At 73.0% G+C, this 24,440-nt stretch carries 15 protein-coding genes; 2 read left to right on the forward strand and 13 right to left on the reverse strand.

Going from position 1 to position 24,440, the window contains the following annotated elements; all coding sequences use genetic code 11:
* The first annotated feature begins 1,007 nt into the window (after positions 1-1,007).
* On the forward strand, positions 1,008-1,853 hold the full coding sequence (locus tag ABZ635_RS14785; protein ID WP_357764475.1) for a neutral zinc metallopeptidase: 846 nt from the start codon (positions 1,008-1,010) through the stop codon (positions 1,851-1,853).
* Here ABZ635_RS14785 and ABZ635_RS14790 read toward each other — a convergent pair.
* From ABZ635_RS14790 to ABZ635_RS14825, 8 genes are all read right to left on the reverse strand, one after another.
* Positions 1,846-3,246, reverse strand: a complete 1,401-nt coding sequence (locus ABZ635_RS14790) for an FAD-dependent oxidoreductase (RefSeq protein WP_357764412.1) — start codon at positions 3,244-3,246, stop codon at positions 1,846-1,848. The two genes, ABZ635_RS14785 and ABZ635_RS14790, sit on opposite strands and share 8 nt — an antisense overlap.
* Positions 3,247-3,298: 52 nt before the next feature.
* Positions 3,299-5,227 carry a 1-deoxy-D-xylulose-5-phosphate synthase gene (gene dxs / locus ABZ635_RS14795; protein ID WP_357764478.1) on the reverse strand — a complete coding sequence of 643 codons (1,929 nt, stop codon included), beginning with the start codon at positions 5,225-5,227 and terminating at the stop codon, positions 3,299-3,301.
* A 273-nt stretch (positions 5,228-5,500) separates the two neighbouring features.
* Entirely contained in the window at positions 5,501-6,271 is a 771-nt protein-coding gene (locus ABZ635_RS14800) for a sulfite exporter TauE/SafE family protein (RefSeq protein WP_357764415.1), read from the reverse strand.
* Positions 6,272-6,310: 39 nt separating this feature from the next.
* The gene (locus tag ABZ635_RS14805; RefSeq protein ID WP_357764418.1) at positions 6,311-7,570 is read right to left on the reverse strand and encodes a styrene monooxygenase/indole monooxygenase family protein; all 1,260 of its coding nucleotides are present in this window, start codon (positions 7,568-7,570) and stop codon (positions 6,311-6,313) included.
* A 522-nt stretch (positions 7,571-8,092) separates the two neighbouring features.
* The gene (locus tag ABZ635_RS14810; protein ID WP_357764420.1) at positions 8,093-9,370 is read right to left on the reverse strand and encodes a sugar ABC transporter permease; all 1,278 of its coding nucleotides are present in this window, start codon (positions 9,368-9,370) and stop codon (positions 8,093-8,095) included.
* Complete coding sequence (locus ABZ635_RS14815; protein ID WP_357764423.1) at positions 9,367-10,167, reverse strand: ATP-binding cassette domain-containing protein; 801 nt, start codon at positions 10,165-10,167, stop codon at positions 9,367-9,369. Before ABZ635_RS14815 ends, ABZ635_RS14810 begins: the two co-directional genes overlap by 4 nt.
* A gap of 119 nt (positions 10,168-10,286) precedes the next feature.
* Entirely contained in the window at positions 10,287-11,426 is a 1,140-nt protein-coding gene (locus ABZ635_RS14820) for a substrate-binding domain-containing protein (protein ID WP_357764427.1), read from the reverse strand.
* Positions 11,427-11,659: 233 nt separating this feature from the next.
* Positions 11,660-12,835: an ROK family transcriptional regulator gene (locus tag ABZ635_RS14825; RefSeq protein ID WP_357764429.1), complete on the reverse strand. Its 1,176-nt coding sequence runs from the start codon at positions 12,833-12,835 to the stop codon at positions 11,660-11,662.
* Between the two features lie 135 nt (positions 12,836-12,970).
* Here ABZ635_RS14825 and ABZ635_RS14830 point away from each other — a divergent pair, with 135 nt between their 5' ends.
* Complete coding sequence (locus ABZ635_RS14830; RefSeq protein ID WP_357764432.1) at positions 12,971-13,570, forward strand: phosphoribulokinase; 600 nt, start codon at positions 12,971-12,973, stop codon at positions 13,568-13,570.
* 59 nt (positions 13,571-13,629) lie between these two features.
* On the opposite strand, the gene ABZ635_RS14835 is transcribed toward ABZ635_RS14830, so the two are convergent.
* From ABZ635_RS14835 to acnA, 5 genes are all read right to left on the reverse strand, one after another.
* Complete coding sequence (locus ABZ635_RS14835; RefSeq protein ID WP_357764435.1) at positions 13,630-15,798, reverse strand: serine/threonine-protein kinase; 2,169 nt, start codon at positions 15,796-15,798, stop codon at positions 13,630-13,632.
* Positions 15,799-15,860: 62 nt separating this feature from the next.
* A complete protein-coding gene (locus ABZ635_RS14840; RefSeq protein WP_357764437.1) occupies positions 15,861-18,080 on the reverse strand; it encodes a protein kinase in 2,220 nt (739 codons plus the stop codon).
* A 125-nt stretch (positions 18,081-18,205) separates the two neighbouring features.
* Entirely contained in the window at positions 18,206-19,510 is a 1,305-nt protein-coding gene (locus ABZ635_RS14845) for a hypothetical protein (protein WP_357764439.1), read from the reverse strand.
* Positions 19,503-21,512 carry a hypothetical protein gene (locus ABZ635_RS14850; protein ID WP_357764441.1) on the reverse strand — a complete coding sequence of 670 codons (2,010 nt, stop codon included), beginning with the start codon at positions 21,510-21,512 and terminating at the stop codon, positions 19,503-19,505. Before ABZ635_RS14850 ends, ABZ635_RS14845 begins: the two co-directional genes overlap by 8 nt.
* Positions 21,513-21,659: 147 nt before the next feature.
* On the reverse strand, positions 21,660-24,383 hold the full coding sequence (acnA, locus tag ABZ635_RS14855) for an aconitate hydratase AcnA (RefSeq protein WP_357764444.1): 2,724 nt from the start codon (positions 24,381-24,383) through the stop codon (positions 21,660-21,662).
* Between the last annotated feature and the right edge of the window lie 57 nt (positions 24,384-24,440).

Genomic DNA, 24,440 nt, shown 5'->3' on the forward strand with positions numbered 1-24,440 from the left:
CCGGAGCCGGTCAGCCCGGGGAGACCCCGCACCGACCGCCCGGGCACCCGGGTGCGTCCCGCGACGACGTCACTCCACCCGCTCCGAGCCCCTGGGCTCCGGAGGCCGAGCCGAGCCCGCCCGGACCCGGGGCCGCGCGGGCCGAGGACGCTCCGGACGCCCCCGTCGGCCCCGGTCACGGAGTGCGGGGCCCCCAGGACGCGCCGCGGTCCCCGTCGCACGGTCCGCCCCGCGCCCCACAGGGTCGGCGGGCACCCGCCGGGCAGCCGCCCTCCCCCGGCGCTCCCCCGCCGACGGGCCACCAGCAGGGTTCACCACGAGCGACACCCGAGCGGGGTCCTCAGGGCCAGTCGGCTCCGGGCGCCGCCCAGGCACGGTCGGCACCCGGTGCGTCCGTGCCCGGAGCCCGGGCGGGGACTCCCGCGCCCCAGGGACCGAAGAACGGTCCGCACCCGCAGGCTCCCGGCCCCCATGGGTCTCCCAGTGGTGGGCCCGAGGCACCCCGGGGTGCACAGTCGCCCCAGGGACCTCAACCGCCCTCACATGCCCAGCGGGCGCCAGGCCCCCAGAACCCCCAGGCGGCATCCGGGCCCCCACAGGGCTACCGGCCCCAGGGTTCCCCGGCACCACACGTCACCCCAGAGCAGGTCCCGCCCCCCGCGCCCCAGGGCGCCCACGCCCACGGCCTCCAGGCACCCCACGGCGCCCCACCGCCGCACGCGCACCACAGACCCCAGGCGGCTCCACAGACCGGAACACCGCAGCATCCCGCCGCCGCGCCGAGACCGACGGGGGGCCAGGGCGCGCCCCCCGCACCGTTCCCGGCACCGAACGCCCCCCACGGTGGACCACACCCGGGACCGCCCCCCGCCGCCACCTGGGTGAACCCGCACGCACCGCAGGGCGGATGGTGGCCGCAGGGCCACCCCGGACACCACCCCCAGTGGCACCAGGCTCCCCACCAGTGGTCGGCTCCCCCGCGCCCGCCCCGTGACAAGGGCAGGGCGGTGCTCGTGGGCGCCCTCTCCGCGGCCTCGGTCGCCCTGGTCGCCCTCGTCGCCAGCACCGTCATCGTGGTGAACACCCCGCAGGAGGAGCCCCCGACCGGCGGCACCGACCTGACCGCGTTCTACGACAGCGCCCTCCACGCCCGGCCCCACCCCGCGGAGGTCGACATCGTGGACCACCCGCTCTACGACGTCGCCATGCCCGAACCCGTCGACTGCGAACTACCCGAGCTGCGGACCGGCTCGGACGACTCCTGGGAGGCCTTCGCCAACGAGGCCGGGACCTGCCTGAACGACCTGTGGGCGCCCGTCATGGACGAGCTCGGCCTCGACCCCGACCTGCCGGAGATCACGGTCACCAACGACGCCCTCGCAACGGACACCGACGACTCCTTCACCCTGGCCTACTACGAGAGCGACCGGGGTCTGATCACGGTGGTCCTGCCCAGCGTGCGCCAGGTCGGCGAGCAGATCCCCGACGACCACGAGGCACACGTGTGGCTCGCCCTGATGGGTCACGAGTACGCCCACCACGTGCAGTACGCCACCGGCATCCTCGGCATCTCGCACGACCTGCGCCGCCGCGCGGGCAGCGAGGCCGACGAGCTGGACACCCTCAGGCGCACGGAACTCCAGGCCGAGTGCATGGCCGGGGTGGGGCTGCGCGGCCTCACCGACCCGGACGGCGACGCCCTGGACGTGGTCAACGAGCACTTCAACGGCGGCGGCGACCTGGACACCCACGGCAGCGCGGCCAACCGGGCGTTCTGGCTGGAGTCCGGCTACACCAGCACCACCGTGGGCGGGTGCAACACCTACGAGGCCTCCGACCGGGATGTCACCTGAGTTCCTCCCCCCGCAGAATCCTCCGGTAGGCGTCCCAGTCCCGGAACTTCACACGCTCGCCCCGGCCCAGCTCGGCGGCGAGGTCCGCCTCGGCCCCGTCGATGCGCAGCCAGCCCTCGTAGTCGCTGTGCGCCAGCCCCCGGTCGTCCAGGACCCGCTCCAGGGGGACGGGGGCGGGGACGGCGCCGCGCAGTTCCGGGGAGTCCTGGAGGAGCGCACGCACGGTCGCGGCGGCGTCGGACTTGTTGGTACCGATCACCCCGGTGGCACCGCGTTTGATCCATCCCGCCACGTAGTCTCCCGGCACCGGTCGTCCCCGTGTGTCGAGGACGCGTCCGGCCTCGTGCGGGACCGTGTGCGCGCCGGTGTCGAAGGGCACCCCCTCCAGGGGCACGCCCGCGTACCCGACCGAGCGCAGCACCATTCCCACGTCCAGAACGGCCTGCTCGCCGGTGCCCTCGAGCCGCCCCTCGGGGGTGAGCCTGGTGCGGCCCACGCGCAGCCCCTCCACCCGGTCCTCACCCAGGATCTCCTCGGGCCGGGTCCAGAAGTGGAGTTCGACGCGGCGCGGCCGCCCCTCGGGTTCCCGGCCCGCCTGTTCCCGCAGCAGCCTCAGGTTGGTGCGCGCGGCGCGGGAGACCTCGCGCAGGTCCGGGCGGTCACCACCGATCTCGGTGGGGTCGAGGTCCACCTGTTCGGGGCGCACGACCACGTCCGCTCCGGGCAGGGCCAGCAGGTCGCGGAGTTCGGGTGCGGTGAACTTGGCCTGGAGCGGGCCCCGTCGGGCCAGGAGGTGTACGGTGCGGACCCGGCTGGCGGCCAGCACGTCCAGGACGGTCTGGGGGATATCCGTGTGGCGGAGCTCGTCGGCGGTCTTGGCCAGCACGCGCACGACGTCGAGGGCGACGTTGCCCGCCCCCACCACGGCGACCTCCTCCGCGTCGAGGGCGAAGTCGTCCCAGTCGTTGTCGGGGTGTCCGCAGTACCAGTTGACGAGGTCGGTGGCCGCGACGCTGCCGGGCAGGTCCTCGCCCGGCACGCCCATGCGCCGGTCGACGCTGGCGCCGGTCGCGTAGACGACGGCGTGGTGGGAGCGGGCCAGGTCGGCGCGGGTGAGGTCGGTGCCGAACTCGACACCGCCGACGAACCGCACGTGCGGGTGCTCCAGGACCCGGCGCAGGGTCCGCGCCACGCCCTTGATCTTCGTGTGGTCGGGGGCCACGCCGTAGCGGACCAGCCCGTAGGGGGTGGGGAGCCGGTCCAGGACGTCCACCCGGACGGGCACGCGCCGCTGGCGGGTGAGGGCGTCGGCGGTGTACACCCCGGCCGGTCCGGAACCGATCACGGCCACCCGGAGCGGGGTCTCGTCCTGGGGGTTGGGCTCGTCGCTCATGCGCCCATTCTGGCAGCACCGGAGCCGCCTCCGGTGCTGCCAGGCGCGGGGGTCAGGCCTTCTCGTCGGCCAGTTCGCGCTGGGAGCCGCCGTGGTCTCCGTGGCGGGAGACGGTCTCGGTGAGCTTGCGGGACAGCTCCTGGGGGGTCAGGCCCTGCTGCTGGAGGATGCGGTCGCGCTTGGCGTGGTCGAGGAACTCCTGCTCGATCCCGAAGGTCCGCACGGGCACGTCGACGTCGTGGTCGCGCAGGAGGCGCGCCACGGCGTCGCCGACCGCCCCGGTGCGGCCGTTGTCCTCGACGACCGCCACCACGGAGTGCTCGGCCGCCTCGGCCACCAGTGCCTCGTCCAGGGGCTTGACCCATCGGGGGTCGATGACGGTGACGCCGATGCCCTGGTCGGCCATGCGGTCGGCCACCTCGCAGGCGACCTGGGCCATGGTGCCCACGCCGACGATGAGCAGGTCCTTGCCGTGACCGCCGTCGGTGGCGCGGCGGAGCAGGTCCATGCTGCCGACCTTGCCGATCTCGGGCAGCTCCTCGGCGACGGCGCCCTTGGGGTAGCGCACGACGGTGGGGGCGTCCTCGACGGCCACGGCCTCACGCAGCAGGGCGCGCAGCCGGGCGGCGTCACGCGGGGCGGCCAGGCGCAGGCCGGGGACGACCTGCAGGATGGACATGTCCCACATGCCGTTGTGGCTGGCGCCGTCGTTGCCGGTGACACCGGCACGGTCCAGGCAGAAGGTGACCCCCTGGCGGTGCAGGGCGGCGTCCATGAGCACCTGGTCGAAACAGCGGTTGAGGAAGGTCGCGTAGACGGCGACCACCGGGTGCAGGCCGTTCATGGCCATGCCGGTGGCGGCGGTGGCGGCGTGCTGTTCGGCGATGCCCACGTCGAAGACGCGGTCGGGGTGGGCGTCGGCGAACTTGTTGAGGCCGGTGGGGTGGAGCATCGCCGCGGTGATGCCGACGATGTCGTCGCGCTCGGCGCCCAGTTCGACCATGGTGTCGGCGAAGACCGACGTCCACTTCTCGACCTTGGGACCGGGTTTGGCCCTGCCGGTGTCGACGTCGAAGGGGCCGGGGGCGTGGAACTGGTCCTCGTCGTGGTTCTCGGCCGGGGCGTACCCCTTGCCCTTCTGGGTGATGACGTGGACGATCACCGGACCGCCGAAGTCACGGGCCCGGCGCAGGGCCTTCTCCACGGCGGGCTCGTCGTGCCCGTCGATGGGACCGAGGTACTTCAGACCCAGGTCCTCGAACATCATCTGCGGCTGGATGGTGTCCTTGAGCCCCTTCTTGAGGCCGTGCAGGGCCTCGTAGAGCGGCTGGCCGACCACGGGGGTGCGGTTGAGGGTGTTCTTGGCCAGGTCCAGCGCCTGCTCGTAGCCGGGGGTCATCCGCAGCGAGGACAGGTGGTCGGCCAGGCCTCCCATGGTGGGCGAGTAGGAGCGGCCGTTGTCGTTGACGACGACGACCAGGCGACGGTTCTTCCGCTCGGCGATGTTGTTGAGGGCCTCCCACGCCATGCCGCCGGTGAGGGCGCCGTCGCCGATGACGGCGACCACGGTCCGGTCGGTGCGGCCCTGGACCTCGTTGGCCTTGGCCATGCCGTCGGCGTAGGACAGCGCGGTGGAGGCGTGCGAGTTCTCGATGAAGTCGTGCTCGGACTCGGCGCGGGAGGGGTAGCCGGACAGGCCGCCCTCGGACTTCAGGTTGCTGAAGTCGTGGCGGCCGGTGAGGACCTTGTGCGCGTAGGCCTGGTGGCCGGTGTCGAAGAGGATGGGGTCCTTCGGTGAGTCGAAGACCCGGTGCAGCGCGATGCTCAGCTCGACGACGCCGAGGCTGGGGCCGAGGTGTCCCCCGGTCTGGGAGCAGGAGTCGACCAGGAAGTCCCTGATCTCCTGGGCCAGCGCAGGGAGCTGGTCGGCCGGGAGCTTCTTGAGCGCTTCCGGATTGTGTATCGACTCGAACAGTGCCACTGTCTCGTCAGTCCCCTCGTCCAGCGTGTCCACGTTACGTTTGCCCGGCCCGGCCCCTGACGTGGTCCGGACTTGGCTACCAGCAGGTATACATACCCGAGTTTATGGGCCTTCGCCCGCGGGTCACACCTTGTGGCCCCCCGAGGGTACGGCTTCGACGGTACCCACGGCATAAGGGCCCCGGCGAGCGCCCCGGGCCCGTGTCCGCCTCGGACGTTTCGGCGTAGGTTACTCCCTCTTGGGATCGGGTTGACGCCGACCGCCCAGCTGAGGCTAGCCGAGTGCCGCCTGGGTCAGCAGGCCGATCGCGGAGATGGTCACCACACACAGCAGCGCCGCGCGCATCCGCCGCGGGTCGACCCACCGGCGGACCGCGTTCCCGGCCACGAACCCCAGTCCGACGAACGGGATGGCGGCGATCCCGGCGGAGACGGTGCGGGCGTCTAGCTGCCCGCCGACCGCCAGGCCCGCCAGGGAGAGCAGCCCGCCGAACAGGAAGAACGCGGCCAGGGTGGCACGCACCCGCGCGGGCGGTTCGTGCTGGTAGAGCAGGGCCATGGGCGGTCCCCCCACTGAGGTGGCGGTGCCCGCGAACCCGGAGAGGGCGCCCGCCGTGACCAGGGAGACCGGCGTGAGGGGGACACGGAAGGAGCGCACCGTGAGCGCGACGGCCACCAGCACCATGACACCGACGACCGCCGCCAGGGCGCGGGGTTCGAGGACGGCCACGACCCACACCGCCAGCACGGTTCCCGGCAGCCGGGCGGGCAGGCCCCAGGCCAGGCCCTTCCAGTCGACGTGGCGCCACTCCTGGACGAGTGTGAGCATCGGCAGGACGACCACGGTGGTCAGCAGTGCCCCGGGCATGAGCGTCGGATCGAGGAAGGAGATGACCGGGGCGGCGACCAGTCCGAGGCCGAGGCCGACCAGGCTCTGGACGGCGGCGCCGGCGAACACGGCGGTCGCCGCCACGAGGAGGAAGACCCACGCGTCGATGTGCCCGAAGAGGGCGTGCGGGGTGGGTGTGAGGAGATCAGCGAACATGAGGGGGCCGACGCTATATCCCCCTCTGCCCGATCGGGATTAGGAGATAGGGAGATGGGACGACACGGCCAGCGACCGCCGCACGCCGTCCGCGTAGGCGGTGGCCCGCTCGGGGTGCAGGAACCAGTCGATGAGCCCGGAGGGGTCGCCGAAGGAGTTCGCGAACCGGTCCGCGGTGGGCTGGTGCCGGTCCGCCAGCCGGTACAGCTCCCACACGTGGTGCGGACCGTTCAGCATCACCCTGCTCCACGCGGTGACCTGGCGGGCGTGCCGCCAGTAGGAGGCGAACGCCGCGCGCATGAAGGTCTCGTCGAAGGGGCGCGTCCCGTGGTCGACGATGGCCCTGCGGTAGACGTCGGCGCACAGGGAGGCCATGTTGGCGCCCTGGGCGGTGACGGGGTCGTTGCTCACCACGGTGTCGGCCATGCCCAGGACCGGGGTGCCGTCGGCGAGCCGGGCGACGGGTTCGCGCACCACGGGTGTGTGAGATCCGTGGAGCGCGCCCAGGGGGTCGGCCAGCCGGGCCCGGGCGAACCGCTCGTGCTCCCGGGGGGCGTGTCGGCGTAGTACGTCCAGCATTGCGGAGAGGACGTCCTCGCCGGTGGCGCCGGGGGGCCGCGGGTGGTCGAGCGGGCCCCCGGGGACCGCTTCGACCATGAGGGCCTGGCAGGGACCGTTGACGGACAGGGTGGGCAGGGTGAACAGCTCGCCCGCGCCTCGGACGGCCGTCCGTCCGAGCACGTCCCCGTCGGGGTGGTGATCGGCCCCGGTGACGTAGGCCAGGGACAGCACGCGCTGGGGTGCGGTGAAGGGTGAGCGTCGTTCGTCGCGGGGGAAGAGCCCCCCGAGCGCGCCCCGGCCGACCGCGACGACGACCAGGTCGTGGCCGGGCGCCAGGTCCGCCAGGTCTTCGGGCGTGACCCGGTGACGCAGGACCCGGCCGCCGCCTCGGGCGAACAGGTCCGCCCACGCGGAGAGTGTGAGGCGCTGGTCCACGGACCGGGCGGGCTCGTCCAGGCGTCCCACCCAGTCGACCTCGGCGGGTCCTCCGTCCGGCCCGGTGACCCGGACGCCCACCCCGGTGACGCGGGGCGCCCGGTCGCCCCAGAGGTCGAGCCCGTGGCGGCGTTCGCGGCGCAGCGCCGGTCCGAAGAGGCACTGGGTGGACATCACGCGTCCGCTCCGGATCTCTTCGGGACCCCGGGGGTCGACGAGGGTGACGTCGTAGTCCTCAGCGAGGAGCCCGAGGGCGAGCTGGAGCCCGGACGGTCCGGCTCCGACGACGAGGATGGTGCGCATGGTTCTCCTGGCTGGGGCCCGGGCACGGCGGGGGCGGGACGCGGGGGCCCGGTCTGGGTCGTGGGACGCGGCGAACCTAACAGCGTTCTCGGAGCCGCCCGCACCGCCCCTGACCTCGGGACCTTCGTCCCCACCGAGCCCGGGACCAAGGCCTCTGCGCATGGGCGTGGCCCGCGTCACGCGGGCGCCGACGGCCCGGGACGCGCCCGCCCCGGACCGGAACGGCGTCCCCGCAGGTCAGGCGGGATGGAGGCCGGGTTTCGCGAACCACGGGCACCGACGGTCGCGGGCGGCGCCCTGAGACGACGCCGACGCGCCCGTCGTCGACTCGCGCGCCGATCCCGCCTCCTCCGGCGAAGCGACACACCTCACACCCGGACACGCCTCTCCCGGACACGCACCGCCGCGCGCCGCGGAACGCGCGGGTGGAAGGCCCGGGCCGGTGGGTGTGGTCCGGCCCGGGCCCGGCGGCGGCCTCGGGGACGGCCGCCGCGCCCCTTCTGTGAAGGAGCAGGGAGGGTTCTAGGCGCCGCCTCTGGCGTGGGTCCGACGGCCCCGGCGGGAGAGCGCGTCGAGCACCACCGCGATCAGCAGGACGGCCGCCGTGATCATGAAGCGCACCGAGGTGTCCATCTGGAGCAGCAGGAGCCCCGAGGTGATGGCGCCGAGCACCAGGCCTCCGAGCAGGGCCGAGTAGGCGTTGCCGCGACCGCCGAACAGGCTGGTACCGCCGATCACCGCCGCCGCGATGGCCATCATCAGCTCCGCGCCGCCACCGGTGGAGACACTGGCCCCGAAGTTGCGGGAGACCAGCATGACGCCGCCGAGCGCGGCCAGGGTGGACGCGATCCCGAACACGGAGATCCGGACCAGGTCCACGTTGATCCCGGCCCGGCGGGCCGCCTCGGAACTGCCGCCCACCGCGTAGACCATGCGCCCGTAGCGGGTCTTGCGCAGCACCAGGTCCAGTACGACGACGAAGCCCACGAAGATGAGGAACGCCAGCGGTACGCCCTTGTACTGGTTGAGCACCCACACGCCGCCGACCAGCGGTAGGGCCAGCAGCAGGGTCCGGAACAGCACCTCGGCCAGGGGCTTGTACGACAGCCCCGCCGAACGGCGCCTGCGTTCGGCGGTCATTACCGACAGCAGGTACAGGGCCAGGGTGGCCAGCACCAGGAACCAGCCCACCGCGGGGACGAAGTAGGTCTGGGTGAGCATCGCGATGGGGCCGCTGGAGCTGGTGTTGATGCTGCCGTCACCGGCCATGACGTACAGGTGCACGCCCTGCCACCCGAGCAGGCCCGCGAGGGTGACCACGAAGGCGGGCACGCCCATCTTCGCGAAGACGAACCCGTGGATCAGGCCCACGAGGAGGCCCACCCCCACGGCGGCGCCGATCGCCGCCCATTCCGACCAGCCGTGTCGGACCGCGAGGACGGCGAGCACCCCGGCGGACAGCCCGGAGACCGACCCGATGGACAGGTCGATCTCACCGAGCAGCAGGACCATGAGGACGCCGGTGGTCATGAGGCCGACCGCCGCGATCTGCACGGACAGGTTGGACAGGTTCTGCGGGGACAGGAACCGGTCGTTGGCCGTCTGGAAGACGACGGCGATCAGCAGGAGGCCGACGATGACCGGCGCCGCGCCCAGTTCGCCGCCCCGGAGGTTGCGGCGCAGGGCGCTGAGCCACCCGCCGGGTGAGGCGACCGTGGTGAGCAGGCGCGGGTCGCGCCGGGGGGCGCTCAGCGGCGCGGCGGTGTCCCCGCCCTGGGTTGCGTGGGTCTGCTGGCTCATTCCTTGTCCTTCGTGGCCGTGGCGGACGAGCCGGTACGGGTGGAGCGACGGGACACCGGGTTGTCGGAGGCCCCGGTGATGGCGGCCACGATCTCCTCGTAGCTGGTCGTGGCGATGGGGAAGTCGCCCGCGTTCCGGCCCAGGCGGAGCACCGCCGCCCGGTCGGCGACGGCCCGGACGTCGGCCATGTTGTGGCTGATCAGGACCACCCCGAGCCCCTGGTCGCGCAACCGCTCGATGAGGTCGAGGACCTGGGCGGTCTGCGCGACGCCGAGCGCCGCGGTGGGTTCGTCGAGCATGACCAGGCGCGGTTGGCCCAGCAGCGACCTGGCGATGGCGATGATCTGGCGCTGTCCCCCGGACAGGGCCGCCACGGGTACGCGCAGGTCGGGGATGCTCACCGACAGGGAGTCGAGGAGTTCCACGGCCCGGCGCTCCATCTCGACCTCGTCGAGCGTGCCGGGGAAGTGCAGGCGCTCGTTGCCCAGGAAGAGGTTGCCGACGATGTCCAGGTTGTCGCAGAGTGCGAGGTCCTGGTAGATGGTGGCGATCCCGAGGCGCTGGGCGTCGGCGGGCGTACCGATGGTGACCGGGTCCCCCTCCCAGCGGACGGTACCGCCGCTGTCGGCCGGGTGGGCCCCGGCGATGACCTTGACGAGGGTCGACTTGCCCGCGCCGTTGTCGCCGAGCAGGGCGACGACCTCACCGGGGTCGACGCGGAGGTCGACCTCGGTGAGCGCCTTGACGGCCCCGAAGGTCTTGGAGATCCCGGACAGTTCCAGGACGGGTGTGCTCATGTGCCTGTTTCTCTCTCTCGACCGGCGGGTCGGGGCGGACGGCCGCGCGCGGCCGGGCCCTCGGGGCGTCGGTCCCGGGCCGCCCCTCTGGTGGGGGGCGGCCCGGGCGCCGAGGCCGTCTAGAGGGCTTCCTTGCAGAAGTCGAAGTCGGCGTAGTCGTCGGTGCAGATCTGCTCGACGGTGTAGAAGCCGTCCGAGACCACGGTGTCGGCGATGTCGTCGACGGTGACGGCGACCGGGTCGAGCAGGACGGCGCTGACCTTCTCGCCTCCGGCGTCCTCGACCTCGGTGACCGTGTACTCACCGGCGTCCAGGTCGTCGCCGGTGGCCAGGGAGACGGCCATCGCGGCGGCGACCTCCGCCTCCGGGCGGATGGCCTTGTAGACCGTCATGTACTGCTCACCGGCGACGATGCGCTGGATGCCGTGGAGTTCGGCGTCCTGACCGGTGACGGGGGGCAGGTCCGCCACCGACACTCCGGCGCTGCGCAGCGCGGAGATCACACCGGCGGCCATGCCGTCGTTGGCGGCGTAGACGCCGACGATCTCGTCCAGGCCGAGGGAGGTGATGGCGCCCTCCATCTGGCTGTTGGCCTCGTCGGGCGACCAGTCGGGGGTGTCGAACTCCTGCCCGATCTCCACCTGCCCCTCGAAGATCTCGTGGGCGCCCGCCTTGAAGTCGCCCGCGTTGGGGTCGGTCGGCGATCCGTTGATCATGACGATCTGGCCGTCGCCCGCAGTTCCGGCCTGGTCGAGGGCGCCCAGCAGCGCCTCGGCCTGGACCTGTCCGACCCGGAAGTTGTCGAAGGAGACGTACATGTCGACGCCGCCCTGCGCGAGGCGGTCGTAGGCGACGACGGGCACGCCCTGCCCGCGCGCCTCGTTCACGGTTCCGGCGGCGGCCTCGGAGTCGACGGCGCCCAGGACGAGGACGTCGACTCCGGAGGTGAGCATCGCCTGGGCCTGGGTCTGCTGTTCGTCGACGTCCTGGTCGGCGTTGGCGTAGGAGAGCTCGCAGTTGGGGCAGAGGTTCTCCAGCGCCTCCTCGAAGTACGGCTTGTCGAAGGCCTCGTAGCGGGCGGTCTGGAGCTCGGGGAGCAGCAGCCCGACGTGGAAGCCTTCTTCCACCGTGTGCGTCTGGGCCTCTCCGGCCGAGTCGTCTGTGGTGAGTGAGCCGCAGGCGGTGGCGAACAGGGCCAGCGCGGCGACGGCGGCGGTTCCCGGGAGGGCTGAACGGCGGTGGGGGCGTCTTGTGGTCAACGCGGGGGGCCTCTCTTGCGGTGCGAGCGCGGACGAGATCGCGCGATCGATGGTGTGAAGTAGAACCCCGCGTCCACCTTGCCGTCAACAGATGAACACATTACCGAAATATCACGAGTCTTGACTTCATTGCTTAAACGAAAGAGAAGCCCTGGCCAGAGGGCTCGCCACCGGGAGACGGCGCACCGGCACGGGGGCGGGCGACCGTGCGGCGCCGCGGAGGGCGCGTGCGTTCAGCGCAGACTGCGGGCGGCGGTGAGCAGCGCGCCACGGATCGGCGCGTCCTCGCCCAGGGCGCTGGTCACCAGGTCGAACCGGGCCAGGGCCGCGCCCAGCGTGCCCATCTCCATCGACCGGCGCATGGGCTCCAGCAACAGGTCGCCCGCCTCGGCCAGGTCACCGCTGACCACCACGCGGTCCGGGTTGAACAGGTTGGCCATGATCGCCACCCCCTGCCCGAGGGCGTCCCCGGCCTCCGCGATGATGCGGCGGCTCCCGGGGTCCTCGTCCAGGGCGGAGGCGACCACCTCCCGCAGCCGCGCACGGTCGGGCCCGGGCGCGAGGTCGTGGGTCCGGGGCAGCATGTTCAGCAGGTACCCGGTACCGACGAACGTCTCCAGGCACCCGCGGTTGCCGCAGCGGCACACCTGGCCGCGCGGGTCCAGACCGATGTGCCCGATCTCGCCCGCCGTCCCGCCCGCCCCGCGGAACATCCGCCCGGACATGACGATGCCCGCCCCCACGCCTTCGCCGAGCACCAGCTGGATGACGTGGTCGGCCCCCCGCGCGGCGCCCAGGGCCCGTTCGGCCACCACCGCCAGGTTCGCGTCGTTCTCGGCCAGCACGGGGAGGCCCAGCCTCTCCCCCAGCGCCTCGGCCGGTCGGAAGCCCGCCCACCGGGCCAGACACGAGATGGCACCCACCTCACCGCTGTCGGGGGCGATCGGACCCGGCACGGAGGCCACCACCGAGGCCACGGTGCCCAGGTCGATCCGGGCTCCCAGCAGGGCGGTCTCGACCAACCACGCGGCGCGGCGGACCGCCCGTCCGGCGTCGGCGGCCACGTCGTAGGCGATGGCCTCCCGGGCCAGCACGTTGCCGTCGCTGTCACCGACGGCCACGCGGACGCGGTCGCCGCAAAAGTCCACGGCCACGACGGTGCCCGGCGGGCGCAGGAGGGTGACGGCGCGGGCCCGGCGGCCGTTCGAGGAGGTGTCGCGCACCGACACGGTACCGGCGGCCCGCAACCCCCGTACGATGTTGGAGACGCTGGCGGCCGACAGTCCGGTGGCCCGGGCCAGCTCGGCCTGCGTGCGGGTGCCGTCCCGACGCAGTACGTCGACGACGCGCCGCTGGTTGGCCTCCCGCAGCGCGGACTGGGACCCGGGTGTCGTACCGGTCTCGGTCACCCCGCACCCCTTGTCCGTCGGTCCGCGTGTTCTGGTGTTGTTCCGTCGAATGCTACAAGCATTGAACGGGAGGCCGGACCCCGGAACCCCGTGCCCCTGGGCGGAACCGGAGCGTCGGTGCCCTACGTTCGTGGCATGACGAGGGTGAGCACCGACCGGCCCGGATGGGCGGAGCACGTGGCCGGGACCGTCCTGGACACCGTCCGGCGGGGCCCGTCGGTCCGCGTCGTGGCGGTGGAGGGGCGTTCCGGCTCGGGCAAGAGCACCGTGGCCGACCACCTGTGCCGGGCCTTGGCGAAGCGGGGCGAGCCGGTGGCCCTGCTGCCCATGGAGGACCTCTACCCCGGGTGGGACGGTCTGGCGGAGTCCTGCGTCCTGCTCCGGGAGTGGGTCCTGGACCCGCTGGGGCGCGGCCGCGCCCCGGCCTGGCACCGCTACGACTGGGAGAGCGGCTCCTTCGACACGGCGTGGACCGCTCTCCCCGACGACCTCCTCACCGGGGGCGGCACCCTGGTCGTGGAGGGGTGCGGCTCGGGCGCGGCCCCCGTACGCGGCGCCTGCGATCTCCTGGTGTGGGTGGAGGCCGCCGAGCCGACCCGGGCCCGCAGGCTGGACGCCCGACAGGACGCGCCGCAGTACGGGCCGCACCGAGCGCGCTGGGCCCGGCAGGAGGAGGCACTGTACGCGGTCGATCCACCGTGGGAACGCGCCGACGTGCTGGTCGACAACGGGTGATCCGGCCCACTCCGACGCGCCGAGTGCGCGGCTCGCGAGGACCCGGCCGGCGGCGACCCTCAGTAGTTCTGGCGGGGCGGACGGGAGCAGAGCTCGCGCGCCCGTTGGACGTCGGCGTCCATGGCCCTCAACCCCTCCGACAGGGCCCGCCCCTGGCTGGGGATGTTGCGCAGGCGCAGCTCGCGGGCCTCACGGACGGCGCTCCCGCCGTGGCGCTCGCTGTCGCGGATCACCATGATCAGCACGACGCCACCGGCGGCCAGAGACGACAGGAAGAAGAGCACTCCGAGGCCCGACCCGTTCAGGCCCGCGCCGAACATCACGGACAGGACCAGGAAGACGATCGCCGCGGTCACGAACGTGGCCCTGATCCTGAAGTCGCGGCCCCGCTCCGTGGCCTGCGCGGCCAGCGTGTGGTGTTCCCGGCGCAGGGAGTCCCGCCGCCGTTCCCAGGCCCCGCGCTGCCGGACCAGGGTCACCACGGCCGGGAGGGCGCCGTAGACGGCCGCCGCGTACCCGGCCCGCCGAGCACCTGAGGAGAGTTCGACACGCGCCCACAGAGCGTTCGTCCAGTGCGCGGCTCCGGGTAGGTCCCCCGGGTCCGGGGGCACCATGAGGTCGGGATTGAGCAGGAAGGTGAGCGCCAGCGCCGGGTCCAGCCGCTCGTCGAATCCGCGCCAGCCCCGCAGGTTCTGCGCGAGCTCGCGGTGGAAGGCCAGGCCGGTTCGCTCGGCCACCTCGACGTCCTCTGCCAAGCGGCGCAGTTCGGGGCCGTCCGCGTGCCGGTGCTCCGCCATCTGCCGCAGCAGTTGGGGGCGGGCCAACAGCATGAGTTCGTTGGCCTCGTGGCCGCCGGTGATGAGCGGCCGGGGGTCGTGGAAGAGCTGTCGCAGCCCCGCGACGGTGAGCTCGTGGCCACGGAAGAGGGGCGGCAGCTCCGGGCAGGCCTGGGAGACGAACGAGGCCACGGCCAGGTTGGCGTCGCGCACCTCGCGACGGAACAGGGAACGGTCGACCTTGGTGTCGTTGATGTCGTTCATCACCCACGAGCCGAGCATGGCCCGCTCGGCGGGGTCGCCCAGGACGGTCACCGCGTCGGCCCAGTGCTCCTGCATGGCGGCGGCCAACGGTTCGATCCGGGTGAAGCGCACGCCCGCGAACCGGTAGGGCGGGGCGTCGGAACCCGGGGCGGACTCGGCGGCCGGAGGGCCGTACGAACTCTGGTGGCGCGCCGTGGCCGGGGGCGGCGTCGGGTGGGCGGGAACGGGTGTGGGGTGGAGCGGCGGGGTGGCGGGGCGGGGGCCGGGGGACGGTGCCGCCTCGCCGGTGCCCGCGAGCGCGGTGTACTGGCGGGTGGGGGGCGCCGAGGGCGCCTCCTCCACCCGCGTGGCGGAGATCCGCGCGTCCGTGCCGGCGGCGGGGGACGTGCCCGCGACGAGGTGGTGGAGCAGGGTCGGCGCGTCGGGGCGCCGCTTGGGGTTCTTGTCCAGGCAGGCCAGGATGGTGTCCAGCAGATGGCCGGAGAGGTCCCCGGTGTCGGGTTCTCCGGAGAGCACCCGCGCGATGCGCGCGGCCTGGGTGGGACCGTGGAAGGCGTCGCGCCCGGTGGCCGCGAACACCATCACCGAGGCCCACGAGAACACGTCGACGGCGGCGGTCAGGCGCATGCCCTCCAGCTGCTCGGGGGCCATGTACCCGACCGTGCCGACGATGCCGCTGGCGGTCACGGAGGTCGACTCCACCGCGCGGGCGATGCCGAAGTCGATCACCCGGGGTCCGTCCGGAGCCAGCATGATGTTGTCCGGCTTGAGGTCCCGGTGCACCACTCCGGCCGCGTGGATGGCCGCGAGCGCGGTGGCCGTGGCCACGGCCAGGCGCTGGAGCTCGGCACCGGAGCGGGGTCCCTCGTCGGCCACGGCGCGGTGCAGGGTGGGTCCGTCGATGAACTCGGTGGCGATCCACGGCTGGGCGGCGTCGGGGTCCGCGTCCAGGATCGTCGCGATGCAGAACCCGCTCACCCGCCGGGCCTGCTCCACCTCGGCGGCGAATCGGCGCCGCATGTCCGCGTCCCCGGACCAGTTGGCGTGCAGCAGCTTCACGGCGGCCCGGGTGCCGTCCTCGGCCTCGCCCAGGAACACCTCGCCGAAACCGCCACGGCCCAGCGATCGCGTCAGGGTGTACGGACCGACCGCTCGGGGGGCGGGCGTCAAGTCCGTGGTCTCGTCCACGAGCGCGTCCTTCCTTCTTCTCTTGTCACGTCCGGCGACCGACGGGGGCCCGCGCCGTCGGGTCAGCTGGAGGTGATTCTGCGTGCCTGCGCCAGGTCGGCGCGGATGCGCTCCACACCGGTGGTGAGCTGGGGCAGTTGGTGGTGCGAGTTGCGCAGGTCCATGAGCCGCTGGCGCCGCCTGGCCGCGGGGCCGCACATCACCAGGCGGGTCGTGAAGGCGCCGATCAGGGCGACCGTGCCCAGCAGGGCGACCCACAGCACGAGGTCGGCCAGGCCGTCACCGATGGAGGTCGCGCCGAGGACGAGGCCGACGGGATACCCGACGAGGGCGATCCTGCCCCAGTGGATCACCCGATCGGTCGTGTTCTGGAGCCGCACCTTGCCCACCAGGTCGTCGTGGGCGGCGGAGACGTCGGAGAAGCGGCTCTCCCAGTAGCGGCGCTGCCGGGCCAGGGCCCGGAGGGTGCTCAGGGAGCCGTAGATCGCGGCCGCGTACCCGGTGCTCTCGGGGGCGTCGGAGTCCGACACGCGCCGCCAGAGGATGTCCACCCACTCCGCGACACCGGTGTCGCCGCCGTCGTCGGGCGGGACCATCCGCTGCGGGTGGAGCAGGAAGGCCAGGACCAGTGCGGGGTTGACGTTGGGTTGGCTGGAGCGCCACCCCACGAGCTGCCGCGACAGCTGCTCGTGCAGGAGGGCGCCGGAGCGCTCGGCGCGGTCCAGGCCCTCGGCCAGCCGCTGGAACTCGACGCTGTCGGGGCCCTGGTGGGCTCCGGCGATCCGTAGGACCTCGGGACGGGCGAGCAGGACCATCTCGTTGCTCAGCGGCGCCCCGGTCAGGAGCGGACCCGGGTCCTCGAACAGGGCCCGGAGCTCGGGAAGGGAGACGCCCCGCCCCCGGAAGACCGGCGGCAGGTCGGGGCGCGTCTGGGCGACGAAGGAGGCGACGGCGAGGTTGGCGTCGCGGACCTCGCGCCGGAACAGCGAGCGGTCGACGGTGGTGTCGCCGAGGTCGTCCATGAGCCAGGCACCCAGCACGTCGCGCTCGTGGGGGTCACTGAAGACCTGGACGGCCGCGCCCCAGTTCTGCTGCATGGCCTCGGCCAGGTGGGCCGGGTCGTGGAAGCGCAGGCTGACGAAGTGGTAGGGCGGTACGGCACCGGTGTGCCGGGGATCGGGTGCGTACCCGCCGGGCCCGGAGGGGCGGGGCGGGGGGTGGCCGTGTGCGGCCGCCTCCGGGAGGGCCGTTTCACCTGCCATGCGCGTGTAGGCGCGGGTGGGGGCGACCGGCGCCGCTCCGGCCACCCGGGTGGGGTCGAGGGGGGCGGCTCCGGGGTGTGGCCCGTCCGCGATCCTGGTCGGGTCGACGCCGACCCGGGTGCGGGGGTCAGGGCCGTCGGCGCCGGGGACGACCGCCGTGGGCGCGGTGGGCGTGTGGTCGGGTCCGGCGGCGGGGCGTGCGGGGCCGCCGACGGTCGGGGCCGAGACGAGCCAGCGCATGAGGGTCTCGGCGTCGGGGCGCCCCGAGGGTTCCTTGTCCAGGCAGGAGCGGAGAATCGCGGCGAACGGGCCGTCGAGGCCGTCGAGGCCGGGTTCTCCGCCCAGGATGCGGGCGATGCGCGCCGCCTGGGTGGGGCCCGGGAAGGCCTCCCGGCCGGTGGCCGCGAACACCATCACCGAGGCCCACGAGAACACGTCGACGGCGGCGGTGAGACGGGCTCCCTCCAGCTGTTCGGGGGCCATGTACCCGATGGTGCCGACCACCCCGCTGGCGGTCACCGAGGTCGACTCCACCGCGCGGGCGATGCCGAAGTCGATCACCCTGGGCCCGTCCGGGGCCAGCATGATGTTGTCCGGCTTGAGGTCGCGGTGCACCACACCGGCGGCGTGGATCGCGGTCAACGCGGTGGCGGTACCGATGGCCAGGCGCTGGAGGTCCACACCCGTGCGGGGCCCGTCCTCCTCGACGGAGACCTGGAGCGTGGGACCGTCGATGAACTCGGTGGCGATCCACGGCTGGGCGGCGTCGGGGTCCGCGTCCAGGATCGCGGCCACGCAGAACCCGCTCACCCGCCGGGCCTGCTCCACCTCGGCGGCGAAACGGCGCCGCATGTCCGCGTCCCCGGACCAACTGGCGTGCAGCAGCTTCACGGCGGCCCGGGTGCCGTCCTCGGCCTCGCCCAGGAACACCTCGCCGAAACCGCCACGGCCCAGGGAGCGCAGCAGACGGAAACCGCCCGCCTCCTCGACTCGTATCGCCTGGTCCTGAGGGTCGTCCACTGCCCGCCCCGTCTCTCGTACGTCGTTCTCCGGCCCCGAGCGGGGCGCCATGTCAGGGTGCCACAAGGAACTGACCGCCCGTACACGGTTCCGGTTCCGATCCGTTCGTATCCGATGCCCGGCCGTTATCTCCGGGAGCGCGCGTGGTCGCCGCGCAGGACGCGGTCGACCAGGTCGTCGCGCAGGGCACCGTAACCGGTGGCCGCCCACACGCTCGCCTCGGCGGGCACCTCGTAGTAGGGCACCTCGCTCCCCTGGTGGCGGTCGGGCAGTACACGGGGGCGCCCCCGGCCCCGCACCGCCTTGGCGCAGGCCGCGCACAGCGGCACGCGGACGGTGCGGGTTCCGCCGAACTCGCGCCAGTCCGTCTCCCTGGTGACGGTGCCGTGCAGGGGGTTGGCGTAGCAGTGCACGCGTGCCGGACGGGACCGCGAACGACTGCGCACGATGGCGTCCTCCGCCATGTCCAGCAGGACGAGGACCCCGGCCGCGTCGGGCAGGGTGGGCGCGGTGGCGAGCATGTGGTCGTGAACCTTGGCGGCGGCCGATCGCGCGTCGAGGGCGTACTGGAGGAGCCGGGTCGCCTCCTCCCCCTGTGGCCGGGCGCGCAGCTGACCCAGGCGCTCGCCCAGTTCGACCAGGTCGGTGGCGCCCCGCTCGACGAGCCGGTCCAGTTCGGCCCGGTCGGCGTTGTCGAACCCGGCGTGCTGGGTGACGGCCAGCGCGGGCAGGGCCGGCACACGGGCCCGGTAGGCGCGCCACCCGGCGCCGACGGCCAGCAGGAGCGCCACGGCCGCGACCGAGGGCCAGACCCATCCGGGCACGGCGGTGGCACCGCCCCGCCAGGCCCCGGACCCGAAGGCGGAACCGTCCTCACGCTGTTCGTCGTAGGCCTCGCTGGCCGCGGTGTAGGCCGCTTCGGGGTCCTCGGACAGGGACGCCTCCACCGAGACCTCGATCAGCTCGGCGATGTTGCCCCCGAACCCCGTGGCGTACGAAGAGGTGAGCGAACCGTAGTGGGCGCGCAGGTCCGATCCGGCACCGAAGTCCTGCCCGTACACGCGGTCGTTGGCGAACACCAGGAAGTGGGCGCGGCCTCCGCCCATACGGTCGTGCAACAGGACGGCCAGGTTCTCGGGCTCGCCGTCCCATGCGTCGCCCGCGACCATCGGCACCGCGACCACGTACAGGGGCAGACCGGAGTCCTCGATGAGGTCGACGGTCTCCTGGCGCAGCTCTTCGGGGAACGCGCCGGAGTAGGCGGGGTCGACGTGGACCGGCGACTCCGCCAGGGAGGCGGCGATCGCCTCGGAGGCGTTCTCCGGAGCGGTGTCGTCCGGTGACGCGGCGGCCGGGGCCGCCGTCAGGACGAGTGCCAGAACCAGGGCCAGGACCGGGCCCAGGACGGAGGGGACCTCGAACCTACGCATCGCTCTCCTCCAGGATTCCGTCGACGAGGCCGCGCGCCGTCGATCCGTAGTTGGTGCGCACCCAGACCCGGTCCGGGGTCAGGTGCGCGACCCAGGCGCCACCGATCCGCAGCTCCAGCACGCGGAGGCGGCGGGCATCGTCCGGGGTGTTCCGGCAGGCCTCGCACAGCGGTCGGCGGCCCTCGAAGCCCGGCACCCGGCCGTTGCGGTCCGCCGCGCCGTGCAGGGGGTTGGCCGCGCAGACCGGTCGGCGCGCGGCCGCGCGGTCTCCGGAGATCCCCGCCCTGGCGCGGCGGGCCAGGACCGTGACTCCGAGGAGGTCCAGGGCGTCGGCGGGGCGCCGGAGCACCACCAGTGCGGCGTCCGCGTCACGCAGGGCCTCCGCGGGCACACCGCCCTCCTCGGCGGCCTCCAGTTCACCGACCATGGCGCGGGTCTCCGACAGCGCGAGTCGGCGCAGGGCCCGGGTGCCCATCCGCGTGCGGCGTCCGGCCCCGGTCCCCCGTACGACGAGCACGGTCAGGAGGACCCCGCCGAAGACCAGCCCGGCCAGGAGGGGTCCGACCACGATGAGGCAGGGGAGGAAGCCGTCGCCGAAGAAGCGCTCCGAGCGCGGACCGGGGTCGTTGTCGTAGGTGTGGGCGAAGAGGGGTTCGGTGTCCGCCCCACCGGGGTCGGTCGGAAGGTCGGACAGGGCCGACAGGGCCTCCTCGATCGCCTCGGCCGGGGTGGGTGCGGAGACGTCGCGGGTCGCCGAGCTGAGGGCGAACGGGTCGGCGCCCGTCCCGGCGGTCCCGGCCGCCACGGCGACGCGGCCGTCGTAGTCGGTGGTGGCGACCAGGTAGACGGACGGCCCCTCGGTGAGGGCGGCCAGGGAGTAGGCCAGCACCTCCGGGTCGCCCTCCGACTCGTCGGCGGGACTCATGGACATCACCAGGGCGCGGACCGGAAGGTCGCTCTCCGCGAGCAGCTCGGCGGTAGCGGCCAGCCCGGTGCGGTCCATGGTGACCAGGGGGGCGACGTACAGCGGTGCGGCGCCCGTCTCGGCGACGAGCCGTTCGACCCGCTCGGTGTTGACCACATAGGGAGGGGCGGACCGGGGCTCCGGGGTCTCCCAGGCGGTCTCGACTCCCCCCTTGGGCACGCTCATCATGTAGGCGTAGGGCCCGGCGACCGCCGCTCCGGCCAGGACCAGGGTGAGCACCGCCGTCACCGGAGCCTCGTGGCGTCTGCGGCGACCGCGCGCGGAGCGCCACCACACCCAGATCCCGCCCGCCCCGAGCACGAACCCGGAGCAGAGCCCGGCCAGGGTACCCAGGTTCTCGGCGCCCACGGAGCGAGTGGGGTCGACGTCGTCGCGAAAGTCCGACCAGAGGCGGGCCAGCGCGCCCGGTTCGTCCCGCTCGCCGTGACCGTGCACGGGATCGGGAGCCTCGCCTAGCAAGCGTTCGACGAGGACGGCGGCGATCTCCCCGACACCGGAGTCGTACTCCAGCCTCGGGTCGTCGTACAGCCCGCGCGCGCTCTCCTCCACCGGGAGGTCGTACCCGCGCACCCGCACGTCGGGGGTGGGGGCGTCGGGGCTCAGGTGCACGTAGAGCCCGTCCCGTCCCAGCCGGTCCATGACCGGGGGCAGGAGCGCGCCGCTCCCCCAGTCCCTCCCCGCTCCGGGGAAGGGGCTGACGATCACGTGGTACGGGACGTCGAGGGTGGAGAAGAGCTCGTGCAGCTCCCGTTCCAGGGTGGCGACGTCGCCCTGGCCGGCCAGGGCGTCATCCACGATCACGGCCGCGTCCTCGGGGAGCGCGGCGAGCTCGTCGGCGTAGTACTCGGCCGGTGTCACGACCCGCTCGTACCCGTCGGCCGTCTCGGGCGCGGGCTCGGCCAGGGCGGCGGGAGCCGAAGCGAGCACGGCCGCCAGGACGACGGCGGACAGTGTCAGGGCACGTCGCAGCCGGTCCGCACGGGGCAGGAGAAGGCCTGGGCCGAGGGGCGAGGGCATGCAGTGAGCATATCGGGAGCTTTCGGCCGGTCCGGAACCCGGAAGGGCCGGAACGCGAGAGGGCCGCCGCCGTCGGTTGGACGGTGGCGGCCCCGAAGCACCGCGTGCGCGCCGGTCCGGCGCGTGCGGCGGTCCCGGTGCGCCTCGCTACTTGGCGATCAGCTGGCGCAGCACGTACTGGAGGATGCCGCCGTTGCGGTAGTAGTCGGCCTCACCCGGGGTGTCGATCCGCACCACGGCGTCGAACTCGACGCCGGTGTCGGTGGAGACCTTCACCGTGCCGGGGACACGGCCCTCGTTCAGCTCGGTCACGCCGGTGACGGAGAAGGTCTCCTCACCGGTCAGGCCGAGGGAGTCCGCGGACTGGCCCTCCGGGAACTGGAGCGGCAGCACGCCCATACCGATGAGGTTGGAGCGGTGGATGCGCTCGTAGGACTCGGTGATGACCGCGCGCACACCCAGCAGGCTGGTGCCCTTGGCCGCCCAGTCGCGCGAGGAGCCGGAGCCGTACTCCTTGCCGCCCAGGACCACCAGCGGGGTGCCCTGCGCGGCGTAGTTCTGCGCGGCGTCGTAGATGAACGACACCGGCGCGTCGGCCTGCGTGAAGTCGCGGGTGTAGCCGCCCTCGGTGCCCGGCGCGATCTGGTTGCGCAGGCGGATGTTGGCGAAGGTGCCCCGGATCATCACCTCGTGGTTGCCCCGGCGGGAACCGTAGGAGTTGAAGTCCCGGCGCTCCACACCGTTGGCCTTGAGGTACTCGGCCGCCGGGGTGCCCGGCTTGATCGCACCGGCCGGGGAGATGTGGTCGGTGGTGACCGAGTCGCCCAGCTTGGCCAGGACGCGGGCACCGGAGATGTCGGTGACCGGAGCCGGGGTCTGGCCCATGCCCTCGAAGTACGGGGGCTTGCGGACGTAGGTCGACTCGCCCTCCCACTCGAAGGTGTTGCCGGTCGGCGTGGGCAGCTCGCGCCAGCGGTCGTCACCGGCGAACACGTCCGAGTACGCGCTGGCGTACATGTCCGAGGCGATCGCGGAGTCCATGACCTCCTGGATCTCCTCCGCCGACGGCCAGATGTCGGCCAGGTAGACGGGCTGGCCGTCCTTGTCCAGGCCGAGGGGCTCGGTGGTGATGTCGACGTCCATCGACCCGACCAGCGCGTAGGCGACCACCAGCGGCGGCGACGCCAGGTAGTTCATCTTCACGTCCGGGTTGATCCGGCCCTCGAAGTTGCGGTTGCCGGACAGGACCGCCGAGACGGCGAGGTCGTTGTCCTGGACCGCCTTCGAGATCTCCTCGGGAAGCGGGCCCGAGTTGCCGATGCACGTGGTGCAGCCGTAGCCGACCAGGTTGAAGCCCAGCTTGTCCAGGTACGGGGTCAGGCCGGAGCGCTCGTAGTAGTCGGTGACGACCTTGGAGCCCGGGGCCATGGAGGTCTTGACCCACGGCTTGCGGGACAGGCCCTTCTCGACCGCCTTCTTGGCCAGCAGGGCGGCGCCGAGCATGACCGAGGGGTTCGAGGTGTTGGTGCACGAGGTGATCGCGGCGATCACGACGGCGCCGTGGTCGATCTCGGTCTCGGTGCCGTCGGCCATGGTGACCGGGACCGACTTGTGCGGGCGCGCGCCGTTGGGGGCCTGCGCCGGGGCGTCGGAGGCCGGGAAGGACTCCTGGCCCGCCTCGTCGGCGTCGTCCGAGACGTAGTTGCGGACGTCGTGGCGCCAGGTCGGCTTGGCCTCGGAGAGGGCGATGCGGTCCTGCGGACGCTTCGGACCGGCGATGGAGGGGACGACCTCGGCGAGGTCGAGCTCCAGGTACTCCGAGAACTCGGGCTCGTTGGCCGGGTCGTGCCAGAAGCCGTTGGCCTTGGCGTAGGCCTCGGTCAGGGCGACCTGCTGCTCGGAGCGGCCGGTCAGGCGCATGTACCGGATGGTCTCGTCGTCGACCGGGAAGATCGCGGCGGTGGAGCCGAACTCCGGGCTCATGTTGCCGATGGTGGCGCGGTTGGCCAGCGGCACGGAGCCGACGCCCTCGCCGTAGAACTCGACGAACTTGCCGACCACACCGTGGTCGCGCAGCTTCTCGGTGATGGTGAGCACGAGGTCCGTGGCGGTGGTGCCGGGACGCAGCTCACCGGTGAGCTTGAAGCCGACCACGCGCGGGATGAGCATGGAGATCGGCTGGCCAAGCATGGCCGCCTCGGCCTCGATGCCGCCGACGCCCCAGCCCAGGATGCCCAAGCCGTTCTGCATGGTGGTGTGCGAGTCGGTACCGACGCAGGTGTCGGGGTAGGCCTGGCCCTTGCGGTCCATCGTCACGCGCGCGAGGTGCTCGATGTTGGCCTGGTGCACGATACCGGTACCGGGCGGGACGACCTTGAACTCGTCGAAGGCGGTCTGGCCCCAGCGCAGGAACTTGTAACGCTCGTAGTTGCGCTCGTACTCGATCTCGACGTTGCGCTCGAAGGCGTCGGGGCGGCCGAAGAGGTCCACGACGACGGAGTGGTCGATGACCAGCTCGGCGGGGGCGAGCGGGTTGATCTTGTCCGGGTCGCCGCCCATGTCGCGGACGGCCTCGCGCATGGTGGCGAGGTCGACGACGCAGGGGACGCCGGTGAAGTCCTGCATGATCACCCGCGCGGGGGTGAACTGGATCTCCTGGCTGGGCTGGGCCTTGGCGTCCCAGTTGCCGAGGGCCGTGATGTGCTCTGCGGTGACGTTCGCGCCGTCCTCGGTGCGGAGGAGGTTCTCCAGCAGCACCTTCAGGCTGTAGGGAAGTCGGTTGTAGCCCTTGACGGCGTCCAACCGGAAGATCTCATACGACTCGTCGCCAACGCGCAACGTGTCACGGGCGCCGAAGCTGTTCGCGGACACGGTGTCTGCCTCCTGATCTCGCCACTTTGTCCCCAGCATCCTGCCCCATGGGCCGGA

This window comes from Nocardiopsis sp. NPDC007018, assembly GCF_040635075.1.
GTDB lineage: Bacteria > Actinomycetota > Actinomycetes > Streptosporangiales > Streptosporangiaceae > Nocardiopsis.